Source organism: Pseudomonas sp. B611, assembly GCF_055407965.1.
On record NZ_JBUZST010000009.1, the window covers coordinates 111,883 to 127,902 of the forward strand.

General features: G+C 62.9%; 17 protein-coding genes. 11 read left to right on the plus strand and 6 right to left on the minus strand.

The window, feature by feature from the left end; all coding sequences use genetic code 11:
- Positions 1 to 57: 57 nt before the first annotated feature.
- Entirely contained in the window at positions 58 to 519 is a 462-nt protein-coding gene (locus tag ACZRMO_RS19530) for a redoxin domain-containing protein (RefSeq protein ID WP_463973918.1), read from the plus strand.
- Between the two features lie 144 nt (positions 520 to 663).
- Here ACZRMO_RS19530 and ACZRMO_RS19535 read toward each other — a convergent pair whose 3' ends face one another.
- From ACZRMO_RS19535 to ACZRMO_RS19550, 4 genes are all read right to left on the minus strand, one after another.
- Positions 664 to 1,068, minus strand: a complete 405-nt coding sequence (locus ACZRMO_RS19535) for an META domain-containing protein (RefSeq protein WP_124527897.1) — start codon at positions 1,066 to 1,068, stop codon at positions 664 to 666.
- Positions 1,065 to 1,505 carry a hypothetical protein gene (locus ACZRMO_RS19540; RefSeq protein WP_124527898.1) on the minus strand — a complete coding sequence of 147 codons (441 nt, stop codon included), beginning with the start codon at positions 1,503 to 1,505 and terminating at the stop codon, positions 1,065 to 1,067. The genes ACZRMO_RS19535 and ACZRMO_RS19540 overlap by 4 nt, the downstream gene beginning before the upstream one ends.
- A 71-nt stretch (positions 1,506 to 1,576) precedes the next feature.
- Positions 1,577 to 2,566 carry a 2-hydroxyacid dehydrogenase gene (locus tag ACZRMO_RS19545; protein ID WP_124527899.1) on the minus strand — a complete coding sequence of 330 codons (990 nt, stop codon included), beginning with the start codon at positions 2,564 to 2,566 and terminating at the stop codon, positions 1,577 to 1,579.
- 190 nt (positions 2,567 to 2,756) lie between these two features.
- Positions 2,757 to 5,510: a response regulator gene (locus tag ACZRMO_RS19550; RefSeq protein ID WP_463973919.1), complete on the minus strand. Its 2,754-nt coding sequence runs from the start codon at positions 5,508 to 5,510 to the stop codon at positions 2,757 to 2,759.
- A 205-nt stretch (positions 5,511 to 5,715) separates the two neighbouring features.
- On the opposite strand from ACZRMO_RS19550, the gene ACZRMO_RS19555 reads away from it, so the two are divergent.
- Positions 5,716 to 6,444 (plus strand): response regulator transcription factor, encoded by a 729-nt coding sequence (locus ACZRMO_RS19555; protein WP_257781031.1) that lies wholly within the window; start codon positions 5,716 to 5,718, stop codon positions 6,442 to 6,444.
- Positions 6,431 to 7,801, plus strand: coding sequence for a histidine kinase sensor domain-containing protein (locus ACZRMO_RS19560; protein ID WP_463973920.1), 1,371 nt, complete (start codon positions 6,431 to 6,433; stop codon positions 7,799 to 7,801). The genes ACZRMO_RS19555 and ACZRMO_RS19560 overlap by 14 nt, the downstream gene beginning before the upstream one ends.
- Positions 7,802 to 7,804: 3 nt before the next feature.
- Here the strand turns inward: ACZRMO_RS19560 and ACZRMO_RS19565 are convergent, their stop codons facing one another.
- On the minus strand, positions 7,805 to 8,320 hold the full coding sequence (locus ACZRMO_RS19565; RefSeq protein WP_124527903.1) for a DUF2062 domain-containing protein: 516 nt from the start codon (positions 8,318 to 8,320) through the stop codon (positions 7,805 to 7,807).
- Positions 8,321 to 8,467: 147 nt separating this feature from the next.
- On the opposite strand from ACZRMO_RS19565, the gene ACZRMO_RS19570 reads away from it, so the two are divergent.
- From ACZRMO_RS19570 to murB, 8 genes are read left to right on the plus strand one after another with little or no spacing between them, the layout of a single operon-like run.
- Complete coding sequence (locus ACZRMO_RS19570) at positions 8,468 to 10,708, plus strand: ComEC/Rec2 family competence protein (protein WP_463973921.1); 2,241 nt, start codon at positions 8,468 to 8,470, stop codon at positions 10,706 to 10,708.
- A 47-nt stretch (positions 10,709 to 10,755) separates the two neighbouring features.
- The gene (locus tag ACZRMO_RS19575; protein WP_017736032.1) at positions 10,756 to 11,391 is read left to right on the plus strand and encodes a MotA/TolQ/ExbB proton channel family protein; all 636 of its coding nucleotides are present in this window, start codon (positions 10,756 to 10,758) and stop codon (positions 11,389 to 11,391) included.
- Positions 11,388 to 11,816, plus strand: coding sequence for an ExbD/TolR family protein (locus tag ACZRMO_RS19580; RefSeq protein WP_017736031.1), 429 nt, complete (start codon positions 11,388 to 11,390; stop codon positions 11,814 to 11,816). The genes ACZRMO_RS19575 and ACZRMO_RS19580 overlap by 4 nt, the downstream gene beginning before the upstream one ends.
- Complete coding sequence (gene lpxK / locus ACZRMO_RS19585; RefSeq protein WP_463973922.1) at positions 11,816 to 12,826, plus strand: tetraacyldisaccharide 4'-kinase; 1,011 nt, start codon at positions 11,816 to 11,818, stop codon at positions 12,824 to 12,826. The genes ACZRMO_RS19580 and lpxK overlap by 1 nt, the downstream gene beginning before the upstream one ends.
- 23 nt (positions 12,827 to 12,849) lie before the next feature.
- Positions 12,850 to 13,035 carry a Trm112 family protein gene (locus tag ACZRMO_RS19590; RefSeq protein WP_017736029.1) on the plus strand — a complete coding sequence of 62 codons (186 nt, stop codon included), beginning with the start codon at positions 12,850 to 12,852 and terminating at the stop codon, positions 13,033 to 13,035.
- Complete coding sequence (kdsB, locus tag ACZRMO_RS19595) at positions 13,032 to 13,796, plus strand: 3-deoxy-manno-octulosonate cytidylyltransferase (RefSeq protein WP_124527906.1); 765 nt, start codon at positions 13,032 to 13,034, stop codon at positions 13,794 to 13,796. Before ACZRMO_RS19590 ends, kdsB begins: the two co-directional genes overlap by 4 nt.
- Entirely contained in the window at positions 13,796 to 14,260 is a 465-nt protein-coding gene (locus ACZRMO_RS19600) for a low molecular weight protein-tyrosine-phosphatase (protein WP_207043887.1), read from the plus strand. The genes kdsB and ACZRMO_RS19600 overlap by 1 nt, the downstream gene beginning before the upstream one ends.
- On the plus strand, positions 14,257 to 15,276 hold the full coding sequence (gene murB, locus ACZRMO_RS19605) for a UDP-N-acetylmuramate dehydrogenase (RefSeq protein WP_463973923.1): 1,020 nt from the start codon (positions 14,257 to 14,259) through the stop codon (positions 15,274 to 15,276). Before ACZRMO_RS19600 ends, murB begins: the two co-directional genes overlap by 4 nt.
- 62 nt (positions 15,277 to 15,338) lie before the next feature.
- Here murB and ACZRMO_RS19610 read toward each other — a convergent pair whose 3' ends face one another.
- A complete protein-coding gene (locus ACZRMO_RS19610) occupies positions 15,339 to 16,010 on the minus strand; it encodes a Bax inhibitor-1/YccA family protein (protein ID WP_003174664.1) in 672 nt (223 codons plus the stop codon).
- Between the last annotated feature and the right edge of the window lie 10 nt (positions 16,011 to 16,020).

Below are 16,020 nucleotides of genomic sequence, written 5' to 3' on the forward strand. Positions count from 1 at the left end.
TAAACCGTAAGAGGCGATAGGTCGCAGCCAACGTTCATTTTTGCGAAGGATTACCCCATGACAAATCGACTGATCGGTGCATTGGCGATCATCACAACCCTGCTGCTCAGCGGCTGCGGCAACGATTACGGCGTTGACCAATACGGCCAGAAAGTCGCGGCCGAGCGCTTGGACAAACAATGGGTGGTGGTCAATTACTGGGCCGAATGGTGTGGCCCGTGCCGCACGGAAATCCCCGAGCTGAACGCGCTGTCGGACCAGTTGAAAGGGCAGAACGTCGGGGTGTTCGGGGTTAACTTCGACAATGTGCAGGGCGAAGAATTGAAGGCGGCCAGCGAGAAGCTGGGGATCAAGTTCACCGTGCTGGCGCAGAACCCGGAGGGGATCTTTGATATTCCGCGCAGTGAAGCGTTGCCGGTGACCTACATCATTGATGACAAGGGCAAGGTGCGTGAGCAGTTGATGGGGGAGCAGACGGCGGAAGGCGTCATTGCCAAGCTCAAGGCGTTGCGCGGCTAAACAGCTGGAAGCAGGTGAGGGCTGGCTTGTGTGGGAGCTGGCTTGCCTGCGATGGCATCGCTGCGGTGTACCTGTTACACCGCGCCGCCCGCATCGCAGGCAAGCCAGCTCCCACAGAAGAGCCAGCCGCACTCGCTGTCTGAATCAGCCTTCTTCCAGCCACAAGCGAATCGGCTTGCCCTCGGCCGGCCAGAAACGTGTCTGTTCGATCGGCGAAATATCCCAGCGCTGCACGCCTTGCAGGGCCTGGAAGAAGCGGTGTTCCTGCTCCATCAAGGCCTCGGCGCAGAGTTTGCGGGTGCTGCCGATCTGGCCGAAGCTGAGCTTTTCACCGTCGACGGTGTACGGCGCAAACCAATGGTTGCAACCGCCATTGCCGTAGGCGCGACCGTCCGCACCCAAGGTGACGGTCAGGTGCGCGTAATCCATCAGCGGCCGTTCACCGATCCATTCCACCACGTAGCTGTGGTCCTGCTTGAGCTTGACCGCATCCCCGGCGCAGCCCGTCAGGGCCGCACCAGCGGCGGCGAGCAGAAGCAGGCCTTTCATTGCGCGGCCTGCTGGCATTTCGGGCAGCGGTGCTTGGCGCCTTCGCTGGCCCAGCCCAACTCCTTGATGCGCGCGTTGGCGGCCGGTTGCAGCGGCTCTTTGCTCAGCTTGGTTTCGACGGCGAATTCAAACTCCAGCACGCTGTCGCAGCTGTCGCAGTTGACCTTCCAGGTGTGAATCTCCAACTCGCCGAATTTCGGCCCCTGGGCCATGGCGACCCATTGGCCCGCCGGGCGGATGGAATAGCGCGCGTCGCCTTCGACGGTCAGGCGCATCGACAGGGTTTTGCTGCCGCGCAGGGTGACGATCAGCACGTCGCCGTGCTTGATCGCGCCACCGTTGCCGGTGACCTGGTAACGGCCCGGCACCAGGGCGCGGCATTCGATCAGGGTGTGTTGCGGGCTCAGCAAGCTGAAGCGGAAATCGTGTTCGGCCATGGATCCTCCAAATAGGCGCGGCATCCTATCACGGGTGCCGGCCCATCATGGGCCTGGTATGTGACCACTGATCATCCCTCGACCAGGTTTTGTGTGCGGCCTTCGGCCCAGGCGGCAATGTTGGCCAGGGTGGTGCCGGCGATGGCGCCCAGGGCTTCGCGGGTCAAAAACGCCTGGTGCGCGGTGATGATCACGTTGGGGAAGGTCAACAGGCGCGCCAGCACGTCGTCTTGCAGGGGCAGGTCGGAGCGGTCTTCGAAGAACAATTGGGCTTCTTCTTCGTACACATCCAGCCCCAGGTAGCCGAGCTGGCCGTCCTTGAGCGCTTCGATCAACGCCGGCGTATCCACCAGGCCGCCACGCCCGGTGTTGATCAGCATCGCGCCGGGTTGCATATGCGCCAGGGAGCCGGCGTTGATCAGGTGTTTGCTGTCGGCGGTGAGCGGGCAGTGCAGGCTGATGATCTGTGCCTGCGCCAGCAGCTCGGGCAGGCTCACGTAGCGCGCGCCGAGGGCCAGCACCTGAGGGTTGGGGAATGGGTCGTAGGCGAGCAACTGGCAGCCGAAACCGGCCATGATCTTGGCGAATGTGGCGCCGATCTGCCCGGTGCCGACCACGCCGACGGTCTTGCCCACCAGGTCGAAGCCGGTGAGGCCGTGCAGGCTGAAATCGCCATCGCGGGTGCGGTTGTAGGCGCGGTGCAGGCGGCGGTTGAGTGCGAGAATCAGCGCCACCGCATGCTCGGCCACGGCGTGCGGCGAGTAAGCGGGGACGCGCACGATGGTCAGGCCCAGGCGCTTGGCGGCGGCCAGGTCCACGTGGTTGTAGCCGGCCGAGCGCAGGGCGATCAGGCGCGTGCCGCCTTTGGCCAGGTGTTCCAGCACTGGGGCGCTGAGGTCGTCGTTGATAAACGGGCAGACCACTTCGTGGTGTTCGGCCAGGGCCACGGTGTCGAGGTTGAGGCGCGCGGGTTGGAATTGCAGCTCCACGCCGGGCGGTAGAGGCTCGCCGAGGAAGCTGTCGCGGTCGTAGGTTTGGCTGCTGAAAAGTATGACGCGCATAGAAAATGCTCCCTGCGATTAATCATTTGAAAATACATAACCCCTGTGGGAGCGGGCTTGTGTGGGAGCGGGCTTGCTCGCGAAAGCGGTGGACCAGTCGAAATATAGGTGACTGACACTCCGCATTCGCGAGCAAGCCCGCTCCCACCCAAAGCCATTCCCACATATGGCTGTTTCCTGCGGCTTTGCATCAGGCGCTAACCCGCGCCTCACTGGCCAACCGAGCAATGGCCATGTCCAGTTCGTCCAGCGCACTCAGGGCTTTGGCATCGTCCTGCTTGAGCAGGGTTTCCGCGCGCTGGCAGGCGGCGCGCAGTTGCGGCACACCACAATAGCGGGTGGCACCGTGCAGGCGGTGGACGCGTTCGATCAGGGCGTGGTGGTCATTGGCTTCGCGGGCCAGGGTGATGGCCAGGCGGTCGGCTTCCAGCGAGGCCAGCAGCATGGCCAGCATGTCGGCGGCCAGGTCGGTCTTGCCGGCGGCCAGGCGCAGGCCTTCTTCGTGGTCCAGCACCAGCAGGCGCACGGCCGGGGCCAGGCCGTCGGTGGCGCGCTCCGGCGCCTGGTTGCGCAGGGCCAGGCCGGTCCATTTGAGTACCACCTGGGCCAGTTGCCGTTCGCTGATGGGCTTGGTCAGGTAGTCATCCATGCCGCTTTGCAACAGCGCGCGTTTTTCGTTGGCCATGGCGTGGGCGGTGAGGGCGACCACCGGCAATGGCGTGCCGTGGCGTTCGCTTTCCCACTGGCGGATCGCTTCGGTGCTCTGGCGACCGTCCATGCCAGGCATTTGCACGTCCATCAATACCAGGTCGAAGGTTTCCTGCTTGACCGCATCAATGGCGGCAAAACCACTTTCGACCGCCTGAACCTTGGCCCCCATGTCTTCCAGCAGGGTTTGCACCAGCAGCAGGTTGGCCGGGTTGTCGTCCACGCACAGCACCCGCGGCGCACGGCTGGACAACGGCTCGCCGGGCTCGCTGCGCGAGGGGCGCGGGCTGATCAGGTCGGCCAGGGCGCGGCGCAGCTTGCGCGTGCAGGCCGGCTTGGCCTGCAACTGGCTGTTGGGGTTGGGCACCGATTGGGTGAACAGCATCTGTTCGGTGGTCGGGCACAGCACCATCACTTTGCAGCCCAGGTGTTCGAGGTCCCACAGGTGCTGGTTGAGACGTTCCGGCGGAATGTCGTTGGCGGTGATGCCGAGCACCGCCAGGTCGATGGCCTGTTCGGTCTGGTGCGCGCTGGTAATGCCATTGGTCAGGCTTTCCAGGCTATTGAACGGGGTGACTTCCAGGCCGCAGTCTTCCAACTGATGTTGCAGGGCCTGGCGCGCCAGTTCGTGGTTCTCCAGCACGGCCACGCGGCGCCCGAGCAGCGGGGCAGAGGGCAGGTCGTCAAGGTCGTCGCGGGTCTTGGGCAGGTTCAGGCTGATCCAGAACTCCGAGCCTTCGCCCGGTGTGCTATCGACGCCGATCTCACCACCCATCTGTTCGATCAAGCGCTTGGAAATCACCAGGCCCAGGCCGGTGCCGCCAGGCTGGCGCGACAGCGAGTTGTCGGCCTGGCTGAACGCCTGGAACAGCGCGCGCACATCCTGGCTGGACAGGCCGATGCCCGTGTCCTGCACGCTGATGCGCAACTGCACGCTGTCTTCCTGCTCGTCCTCGATCATCGCGCGGGCGACGATGGTGCCTTCGCGGGTGAACTTGATCGCGTTGCTGATCAGGTTGGTCAGGATCTGCTTGAGGCGCAGCGGGTCACCCACCAGTGCCAGCGGCGTGTCGCGGTAGACCAGGCTGACCAGTTCCAGCTGCTTGGCGTGGGCGGCCGGGGCGAGGATGGTCAGGGTGTCTTGCAGCAGGTCGCGCAGGTTGAAGGGCACGCTGTCGAGGACCAGCTTGCCGGCCTCGATCTTCGAGAAGTCGAGGATTTCGTTGATGATGCCCAGTAGGTTGTCGGCGGACTTTTCGATGGTGCTCAGGTAATCCAGCTGGCGCGGCGACAGCTCGCTTTTTTGCAGCAGGTGGGTGAAACCGAGGATGCCATTGAGCGGGGTGCGGATTTCATGGCTCATATTGGCCAGGAACTCCGACTTGATGCGGCTGGCCTCCAGGGCTTCCTTACGCGCCAAGTCCAGCTCGATGTTCTGGATCTCGATGGTTTCGAGGTTCTGGCGCACGTCTTCGGTGGCTTGGTCGATGCTGTGTTGCAACTCTTCCTGGGCGTTTTGCAGGGTTTCGGCCATGCGGTTGATGCCCGAGGCGAGTTGGTCCAACTCCTGGCTGCCCAGCGGCGGCAGGCGGGTTTCCAGGTTGCCGTCCTTGAGCTGGGCCACGGCTTGCTTGATCAGGCCAATGGGCGAGTTGATCGTACGGCTGATACGCAGTGCCAGGGTGGCCGTGCCGATCAGGCCGATGGCGATCAGCAGCAGGCTGGCAAACAGGCTGCGATAGCCGCGCAGCAACATGCCGTTGTGGGACAGTTCGACTTCGACCCAGCCCAGCAGGCGGTCGGCTTCGTCGGGGATCAAGTCGCCCGCGAGGTTGCGATGGCGGCCAAACACCGGCAGCAGGTAGCGGGTGGCGTCGTTGCCGGTGCGTTGCAGCAGATGGGAACTATTGCCGGCGGGAGGCTGGTTGAGCATGGTCGGGCCGGCATGGGCCAGGGGCGTGCGGTCAGGGCCGAGGAATGAGACGGCGCGCACGTCCGGCTGCTCCAGGGACTGGGTGGCGATGCGCTCCAGCAGGTCGGCGTTCTTCGCGCTCAGGGCCGGTGCCACCAGCGGTGCCAGTTGCTCGGCGATCATTTCGCCCCGTTGCAGCAATTGGCTCTGTAATTCCGACAGCTGCATCCAGGTGAAGTAGCCCCCCAACACCAGGGCCATCAGGCTGGTCGGCAATAAGGTCAGCAACAGTACGCGGCCTTTTATCCCCATTCTTCTAAGCACGCCACTCTCCTGCTACCACACTGTTATCAATGAACCACGCAAGCATCCGGGCCGCGCCACCTGCGCAGTGTAGCCATTTGCGCACGGTGGAATCTTGCAAATTAATGACAAGCGGCAATCTTCGGGCCATTGGTGGCCGGATGGCGATTGCCTGTGGCGGGTTAATCTTGAATAATCAGTCATTGAGAATGACTTGCAGACGCTAATGAATCCCGCAGTAGTTGGCCTACCCAGTATCCTGACCATCGAAGATGACCCTGTGCTCGGCGCCTATGTCCACGAGCATCTGGGGCGTTGCGGCTTCCAGGTCACCTGGTGCCAGAACGGCCAGCAAGGCCTGCAGATGGCGCGCGACCAGGCGTTTGATGTGGTGTTGATGGACATCTTGCTGCCGGGGATGGATGGCTTGTCGATCCTTACGCATTTGCGTCAGAGCCATTCGATCCCGGTCATCCTGATGTCGGCCCTGGGGGCCGAGGCCGACCGTATCAGCGGTTTTCGCCTGGGTGCCGACGACTACCTGCCCAAGCCGTTCAGCATGATCGAACTGCGCGTGCGCATCGAAGCCATCCTGCGCCGCGTAGCCCTCGACCGGCGGCCGTTGCCGAGCCTTGCACCGTTGCGCGACGACCTGCGCCCCCTGCGTTTTGACGATGAACTGTGTGATGTGTTCTACCAGGAACAATGGGCCGGGCTGACCCGCAGCGAATACCGCTTGCTGGAAACCCTGCATCGCAATGGCGAAGAAGTCCTCAGCAAGGCCTTCCTTTATCAGCATGTGTTGCAGCGCGGTTATGCGCCCCACGACCGCAGCCTGGACATGCACATCAGTCAGATCCGCCGCAAGCTCAAGGCCGTCGGTTACAGCGAACGTGAAGTGCGCACGGTGTGGGGCAAGGGCTACGTGTTGAGCGGTGCTGATGAGGTTCTTTGAGCGCCCTTTGACGCGGCTGCCGGGCAAGCACTCGTTATTCTGGAAGCTGGCGTGCCTGTTGATTGCCTTCTGCTTGCTGATGATCTGGCTCAGTTGGTCCTGGGGCCGCTACATGGAGCAGAAGAACCGGTACCTGTCCGACGAGGCGCGGATCACATTGAGTGGTTACGCCGTGAGTGCCGAACAGGCCTGGAATCGCGGCGGCCACGCCGGCGTCGACGCCTGGCTGCAAGCAATGGGCAAGCACGAACGCACCTGGATCGGCGTGATTGGCAACGACCTGCAATCGTTGAGCAGCTATCCACTGACCGACAAGGAAAGCCAGCGCCTCACCTCCCTGCGCGGGCTCGACTGGCCCGTCAGCCGCCACGTGCAGGGTTTGCCGTGGTTGAAAATCCCCTTTCCTGTGGACCCGTCGGCGGGCTCCCTGGTGATCGAGTTGCCCCAACGCTTTTTGCCGGGGCGCTATCAGTTGTTCTGGCGGGTGCTGACCAACGGCGTGATTCCGGGCCTGTTTACCTTGTTGTTGTGCATCGGCCTGTATCGTTTGCTGATCATGCCCCTCAATCAACTGCGCGAGCAGGCCAACGCCTGGCGCGCCGATCAATTGAATACGCGGCTGTCCCACGCGGCGATCAGTCGCCAGGATGAGTTGGGTGAGTTGGGGCGGGCTTTTGACCATATGTCCGAGCGCCTGCAAGGCACGGTGGTGTTGCAGCAGCAGTTGCTGCGGGACATGTCCCACGAGTTGCGCACCCCCTTGAGCCGCTTGCGAGTGGCCTGTGACAGTGAGCAGGACCTGACGCAACTGCGTGAACGCCTGGGCCGCGAGATCGACGCCATGCAACGCCTGGTGGAGGACAGCCTGCAGCTCGCCTGGCTGGACACCGAACGCGCGCCGCTGCCTCAGGAAGACATCCAGTTGCAGGCGTTGTGGGACATGTTGCGGGAGAACGCGTGTTTCGAAAGCGACTGGCCGGCATCGCGCCTGCCGTGCCTGTTGGAGGCTGATTGCTGGGTGCGCGGCAACTTGAACGCGTTGGCCCAGGCCCTGGAAAACATTGTGCGCAACGCTATCCGCCATTCTCCTGCCGAAGGGGTGGTCAGCCTGGACGGGCGGCGTGAGGGCGATTACTGGCACCTGTGGCTGGAGGATCAGGGCGGCGGCATCGCCGAGCAGGACCTGGAACGCATCTTCGCGCCGTTCACCCGCCTGGACGGCTCGCGCCCCGGCGACGGCGGCTTTGGCCTCGGCTTGAGCATCGCGCGCAATGCCGTGCAACGCCAGGATGGCAGCCTGTGGGCGCAAAACACCGGGCTTGGCCTGCGGGTGCACCTGCGCTTGCGGGCGAGCTAGGCCTCAGGCGCGACGTTGTTTGCGCTTCTTCCATTGATGAGCAACCCACCAGCGCCAATACAGCATGGTCAGGCAATAGGCCAGGGCGCCCAACACCAGGCCCAGCACCACTGAACCCAGCAGGAACGGCTGCCACAAGGTACTCAGCTGGCCGCTGATCCATTCCCAGGTGAGGTCATCCGGCAGGCTGCGCGGCGGTACATTCATCAGCCAGGCGCCGGTCAGGTAAGTGCAGAAGAACACCACCGGCATGGTGATCGGGTTGGTCAGCCACACCAGGCTGACGGCGATGGGCATATTGCCGCGCACCACAATGGCCAGTACGGCCGCCAACAGCATCTGCAAGGGGATCGGGATAAACGCCGCGAACAAACCCACGGCCATGGCCCGCGCCACCGAGTGCCGGTTCAGGTGCCAGAGGTTTGGGTCGTGCAGCAGGGTGCCGAGGAATCGTAAGGACTTGTGTTCCCTGATACTGGTCGGGTCGGGCATGTAGCGTTTGAATAAGCGCCGGGGCATAAGGGGTCCAGGTCAGTTCGAGGGGCAAGTATGCCCGCATTCTATAAACAGAAAATTCAGACTTTGTGACAAAACATCATAGGCCGCGCTCGGCGTCCGGCTAAGACTGAGTGGATCACTTGAAAGGGATGATCCATGAGAGCAGGGATGTTCGCGTTTGCATTGGGGCTGCTGGCGTTGCGCTATTTGCCGGCATTGCCATCTGTTGGCTGGCTGTTCGCCATGTTGGTGGTGGCATTGATGTTGTTGCCATTTCGCACGTATTGGCTGGCGTTCTTCCTACTGGGCTTGAGTTGGGCCTGCCTGAGTGCGCACTGGGCGCTGGATGATCGGTTGCGGCCGGCATTGGACGGGCAGACGCGCTGGCTGGAGGGGCGTGTCGTCGGGTTGCCGCAGCAGACGGGCAGCGGTGTGCGTTTCGAACTGGTCGACAGTCGGTCGCGCAATGCCCGCTTGCCCAAGCGTATCCAGGTGTCCTGGCACGGCGGGCCGCCCGTGCGCAGCGGTGAGCGCTGGCGCCTGGCGGTCACGCTCAAGCGGCCCTCCGGGTTGTTAAATTTTCACGGATTTGACCGCGAAGCCTGGCTGCTGGCCCAGCGCATTGGCGCCACCGGCTCGGTAAAGGATGGCGTGCGCCTGACGCCAGCGCGCAATGCCTGGCGCGACAACGTGCGCCAGCGCCTGCTGGCCGTGGACGCCCAGGGCCGTGAAGCGGCGGTGGCAGCCCTGGTGCTGGGCGACGGCTCCGGGCTGGCGCCCCAGGATTGGCGGGTGCTGCAGGCCACCGGCACGGTGCATCTGCTGGTGATTTCCGGCCAGCACATTGGCTTGCTCTCGGGCTTGATCTACGGGCTGATCGCCGGGATGGCACGTTACGGTTGCTGGCCGCGAACCTTACCTTGGCTGCCGTGGGCCTGTGGCCTGGCCTTTGCCGCGGCGTTGGGTTACGGCTTGCTGGCGGGGTTCGGTGTGCCGGTGCAGCGCGCCTGTGTGATGGTCGGGCTGGTACTGTTGTGGCGTTTGCGGTTTCGGCACATGGGGGTGTGGTGGCCGTTGTTGCTCGCGCTCAATGGGGTGTTGGTACTTGAGCCGTTGGCCAGCCTGCAAGTGGGGTTCTGGTTGTCGTTTGCGGCGGTTGCGGTACTGGTGCTGGCGTTCAGCGGGCGTCTGGGGCCGTGGAGCTTCTGGCAAGTGTGGACCCGCCCGCAATGGCTGATTGCTATCGGTTTGTTGCCTATCTTGCTGGTGCTGGGCTTGCCCATCAGTCTCAGCGCGCCGTTGGCCAATCTGTTCGCGGTGCCGTGGATCAGCCTGGTGGTGTTGCCGTTGGCATTGCTGGGGACAGTGCTGTTGCCGGTGCCATGGCTGGGCGAGGGGTTGTTGTGGTTGGCGGGCGGTGCACTTGATGGGCTGTTCAAGGGCCTTGAACTGTTGGCCGGGCAAGTGCCGGCGTGGGGCCCCGGCGAGGTCCCCTTGGGGTACTGGCTGATCAGCCTGCTGGGCGCGGTGTTGCTGCTGCTGCCCAAGGGCGTGCCGTTTCGGCTGCTGGGCTGGCCGATGCTGCTGTTGGCGGTGTTCCCACCCAGGGAGCCGGTGCCCCATGGCCAAGTGGACGTGGTGCAACTGGATGTGGGGCAGGGCCAGGCCTTGATCCTGCGTACCCGCAACCATACCTTGCTGTACGACGCAGGCCCGCGCTTGGGGATGGCCGACATGGGGGCGCAGGTCGTGCTGCCCGCCTTGAAAAAACTCGGGGTAGAGCAGTTGGACCTGATGCTGCTCAGCCATGCGGATGCCGATCACGCGGGTGGCGCGGCGGCTGTGGCTCGTGGGCTGGCCATCCGTCGCGTGGTAGGTGGCGAGACCGAAGGCTTGCCGGCGTTTCTCGGCACCCAGCCGTGTGTGAGCGGGGAGCGTTGGGAATGGGATGGCGTGGTGTTTGAACTATGGCAATGGCCTGATGCTATTGAAGGCAATGCGAAGTCCTGCGTGTTGCAGGTCCAGGCCAGTGGCGAGCGCCTGTTGCTGACCGGCGATATCGACCGCGCCGCCGAGCGGGCCTTGCTCGCATCGCCCCTGGCGGTACCGACTGATTGGCTGCAAGCGCCCCATCATGGCAGTCGCAGCTCCTCGTCCTGGCCCTTTGTGCAGCGGCTCTCACCCACGTCAGTGCTGATTTCCCGAGGTCGAGGCAATGGGTTTGGTCATCCTCACCGGCAAGTGATAGAGCGGTATCAGGCGCTCGGCAGCCGGATCTACGACAGCGCCGAACAGGGTGCCGTGCGCTTGCGGTTGGGGGCCTTCGCACCACCGGTTGTTGCGCGCAGTCAACGTCGCTTCTGGCGCGAAGCGTTACCCTCAGGGCCTGTGGTCGGCGAACCCCGCTGACGAACCGATATGGTAAAGTGGCGCACTTTTTCAAGGGGACATTCACTGTGTGGGAATTGGTCAAATCCGGCGGCTGGATGATGTTGCCGATCATCATGAGTTCTATCGCCGCACTCGGCATCGTTGCCGAACGCCTGTGGACCCTGCGCGCCAGTCGCGTCACCCCCGAACACCTGCTGGGGCAGGTCTGGGGCTGGATCAAAAGCAAACAGCTCGACAAGGAAAAACTCAAGGAACTGCGGGCCAATTCGCCCTTGGGTGAGATCCTCGCCGCTGGCCTGGCCAACTCCAAGCATGGTCGCGAGATCATGAAAGAGTGCATCGAAGAGGCCGCGGCACGGGTCATTCATGAACTGGAGCGCTATATCAATGCCCTCGGCACCATTGCCGCCATGGCGCCTTTGCTCGGTTTGCTGGGCACCGTGCTGGGCATGATCGACATCTTCAGCTCGTTCATGGGCTCGGGCATGACCACCAACGCCGCTGTGCTGGCCGGTGGTATTTCCAAGGCGTTGATCACCACCGCTGCCGGCTTGATGGTCGGTATTCCTTCAGTGTTCTTCCACCGTTTCCTGCAACGGCGCATCGATGAGTTGGTGGTAGGCATGGAGCAGGAAGCCATCAAGTTGGTGGAAGTGGTGCAGGGCGACCGTGATGTGGACCTGGTCGAGGGCAGAGCGTGAAATTTCGCCGCAAGCAACGGGAAAACGTTGATATCAACCTCGCGTCGCTGATCGACGTGGTGTTTATCCTGCTGCTGTTTTTTGTCGTCACCACCACCTTCACCCGCCAAACCGAGTTGCGCGTCGATTTGCCGGAAGCGGTCAGCGGCTCGCCGGCAGAAGACCAGCAGGTCAAGCAACTGGACATCGCCATCAGCGCCGACGGCGTGTTTTCGGTGAATAACCAGTTGCTGGCGAAGAACGACCTTGCCAGCCTGATGGACGCCTTGCAGAAAGAGTCCGGGGGCGACACCAAGATGCCGCTGTCGATCAGTGCTGATGGCAAGACCCAGCATCAGGCCGTGATCACGGCGATGGATGCGGCCGGCAAGCTCGGTTTCAGCCATCTGCGCATGACCACTGTCGAGGCGGCGAGCCAACCCTGATGGCCATGTCTGATCGTTTACTCAAGGCCTGGTATGAAGGGCATCCGGCTCTCGCGTTGCTGCGCCCGCTGGAGGCGCTGTATCGGCGGGTCGTGCAGGGCAAGCGTGCGCGCTTCCTCGCGGGCGAAGGCCAGATTTACCAATCGCCCGTGCCGGTGGTGGTGGTCGGTAATATCACGGTGGGTGGCACCGGCAAGACGCCATTGATCCTGTGGTTGATCGAACACTGTCGCCGCAGCGGGTTGCGGGTGGGCGTGGTCAGTCGTGGCTATGGCGCCAAACCGCCGCAGTTGCCGTGGCGGGTCGACGCCAGCCACAGCGCCGAAGTCGCCGGCGATGAGCCGTTGCTGATCGTGCAGCGGTGCGGTGTACCGCTGATGATCGACCCCGACCGTAGCCGTGCCGTCCAGGCCTTGCTGGCCAGTGAGACCCTGGACCTGATCCTGTCCGATGACGGCCTGCAACACTATCGCCTGGCCCGCGACCTTGAGCTGGTGCTGATCGACGCTGCCCGCGGTCTCGGCAACCGCCGTTGCCTGCCGGCCGGGCCGTTGCGCGAGCCGGTGGAGCGCCTGCAGAGCGTCGATGCGCTGCTCTATAACGGCGCGGCAGCCGATCGCGAAGATGGCTTTGCCTTTCGCCTGCAACCCACGGCGTTGGTCAACCTGCAAACCGGTGAGCGCCAGCCAGTCGGGCATTTTCCAGCGGGGCAGCGGATACACGCGGTCGCTGGTATCGGCAACCCGCAACGTTTCTTCAACACCCTTGAAACGTTACACTGGCAGGCGATACCCCATGCGTTTGCCGACCATGCGCCCTACAGCGCAGAGGTCTTGAATTTTATGCCGTCATTGCCGCTGGTCATGACCGAGAAGGACGCGGTGAAGTGCCGCGCCTTTGCCCAGCCCGACTGGTGGTACCTTGCGGTGGATGCGGTGCCGTCGCCGGCGTTCGTCGCCTGGTTCGACACGCAGCTGATGCGTCTGTTGCCTGCCCGTCTCTTGCCTTAACTGCTTCTTTCCAGGAAACACTCATGGACACCAAATTGCTCGACATCCTCGCTTGCCCGATCTGCAAAGGCCCGCTCAAGCTCAGCGCCGACAAAACCGAGCTGATCAGCAAAGGCGCCGGCCTGGCCTATCCGATCCGTGATGGCATCCCGGTCATGCTGGAAAGCGAAGCCCGCACCCTGACTTCCGATGAGCGCCTGGATAAATGACCACCGCCTTTACCGTTGTCATTCCTTCGCGCTTTGCCTCGACGCGCCTGCCGGGCAAACCGCTGCAATTGATCGGCAAAAAGCCGATGATCCAGCTGGTGTGGGAACAGGCCTGCAAAAGCAGCGCTGAACGGGTTGTAGTCGCCACTGATGACCCACGCATCATCGCCGCCTGCCAGGGCTTTGGCGCCGAAGCGGTGCTGACCCGCGAAGACCACAACTCTGGCACCGATCGCCTGGCCGAAGTGGCCACGCAACTGGGCCTGGCCGACGACGCCATCGTGGTGAACGTGCAAGGCGATGAGCCGCTGATCCCGCCAAGCGTCATCGACCAAGTGGCCGCCAACCTCGCGGCCCACGGCGAAGCGCGCATGGCGACGCTGGCCGAGCCGATCGAAGACATCGACACCCTGTTCAACCCGAACGTGGTGAAAGTGGTCAGCGACATCAATGGCCTGGCGCTGACGTTCAGCCGCTCGACCCTGCCTTGGGCGCGCGACGCCTTCGCCAAACACCCTGACGTATTGCCAGAGGGCGTGCCGTACCGTCGTCACATCGGCATCTATGCCTACCGTGCCGGCTTCCTGCATGACTTCGTCAGCTGGGGCCCGTGCTGGCTGGAAAACACCGAATCCCTGGAACAACTGCGTGCCTTGTGGCATGGCGTACGTATCCACGTGGGTGACGCCCTGGAAGCGCCGCCTGCGGGTGTGGACACGCCGGAAGACCTTGAGCGCGTCCGTCGCCTGCTGGGGGCGTGATGGAAGTCCTGTTTGTCTGCCTGGGCAACATCTGCCGCTCGCCAACGGCCGAAGGTGTATTGCGCCATAAATTGCGCGACGCGGGGCTGGCTGGGCAGGTCGAGGTCGCGTCCGCCGGTACGGGCGACTGGCATGTCGGCAACCCACCGGACCAGCGCAGCCAGCGCGCGGCGTTGGCGCGCGGTTACGACTTGTCGGCGCAGCGTGCGCAACAGGTCAGCCGTGCCGACTTTGCGCGCTACGACCTGATCCTGGCCATGGACCACAGCAACCTGCGCAACCTGAAGGCGCTGCAGCCGGGGCAGGGCAAGGCACAGCTGGACTTGTTCCTGCGCCGCTATGACGCTGAGGTTGACGAGGTGCCAGACCCTTACTACGAAGGCGAACAGGGCTTCGAACGGGTCCTGGACCTGATCGAGCAGGCCTGTGATTTATTGGTGATCGAAATCAAGGGGCGGCTATGACCTTGCAAGTGCTCTCGCAGGTATCCCTCAAGCCCTTCAACAGCTTTGGCATCGACGTGCGTGCCCAACTGTTTGCCGAAGCCCACAGCGACGCGGACGTCCGTGAGGCCTTGGCCTACGCGGTTACGCAAGCGCTGCCGCTGCTGGTGATCGGTGGTGGCAGCAATTTGTTGCTGACTCAGGATATCCCTGCGCTGGTGTTGCGCATGGCCACCCAGGGTATCCGGGTGCTGCACGATGACGGCAAGTCTGTGGTGGTCGAAGCGGAAGCAGGCGAAGCCTGGCACCCGTTTGTGCTGTGGACCCTGGAGCAAGGTTTTTGTGGGTTGGAAAACCTCAGCCTCATCCCAGGTACCGTTGGCGCGGCACCGATGCAAAACATCGGCGCCTATGGCGTCGAGATCAAGGACGTATTCGCCGGCCTCACCGCCCTGGATCGCCATACCGGCGAACTGCGGGATTTCAGCCTGGAAGAATGCAACTTCGCCTACCGCGACAGCCTGTTCAAGCACGAAACCGGACGCTGGTTGATCCTGCGTGTGCGTTTTGCCTTGAGCCGCACCAGCCACCTCAAGCTTGATTACGGCCCGGTGCAGCAACGCCTGGCCGGGCAGGGGATCACTGAGGCGACGCCGAGCGATGTTAGCCGCGCCATCTGCAGCATCCGCCGCGAAAAACTGCCAGATCCGGCAGAACTGGGGAATGCCGGCAGCTTCTTCAAGAACCCGTTGGTCTCCCAGGTGCTCGCGACCGAATTGCAGGCGCGATACCCCGACCTGGTGGCTTACCCGCAGGCCGATGGCCAGATGAAACTCGCTGCCGGTTGGCTGATCGACAAGGCCGGCTGGAAGGGCTTCAGGGACGGTGATGCCGGCGTACACGCGCTGCAAGCGCTGGTGCTGGTCAACTATGGTGCTGCCACCGGGCACGATATTGCGAACCTGGCGCTGCGTATCCAGCGCGATATTGCTGAGCGTTTCAAGGTCGAACTGGAAATGGAGCCCAACCAGTACTGATCCCTTGAAAACAAAAAAGCCCCGTATCTTTCGATACGGGGCTTTTTTTTGCGTTACTTGGATCAGTCGTCGCGGCTCATGATGCCGAAGATCTGCAACAGGCTGATAAACAGGTTGTAGATCGACACATACAGGCTGACGGTCGCCATGATGTAGTTACGCTCACCGCCGTGGATGATGGCGCTGGTCTGGAACAGGATGCACACCGAGGAGAACAGCACAAAACCCGCGCTGATCGCCAGTTGCAGGCCGCTGATCTGGAAGAACATGCCTGCAACCACGGCCGCCAGCAACACGAAGAAACCCGCGGTGATGAAACCGCCGAGGAAGCTCATGTCCTTACGGGTAATCAGCACATAGGCCGACAGGCCGCCAAACACCAGCGCCGTCATGGCAAATGCCGAACTGACCACTTCCGCGCCGCCGGCCATGCCGAGGTAACGGTTAAGGATCGGGCCGAGGATAAAACCCATGAAGCCGGTCAAGGCAAATGCCGACACCAGGCCCCAGGCCGAGTCACGCAGCTTGTTGGTCAGGAAGAACAGACCGTAGAAGCCGATCAACACGACAAAGATATTCGGATAGCCAACGCGCATCTGCTGCGCCACGAACGCCATCACGCCGCTGAATGCGAGGGTAAGGGCGAGCAAGCCGTATGTGTTGCGCAACACGCGGCTGACTTCAAGCTGCTCAGCCTGCGCGTTGCCATTCACTGCGTAATTCTGTTCGCGCATGGCGACACTC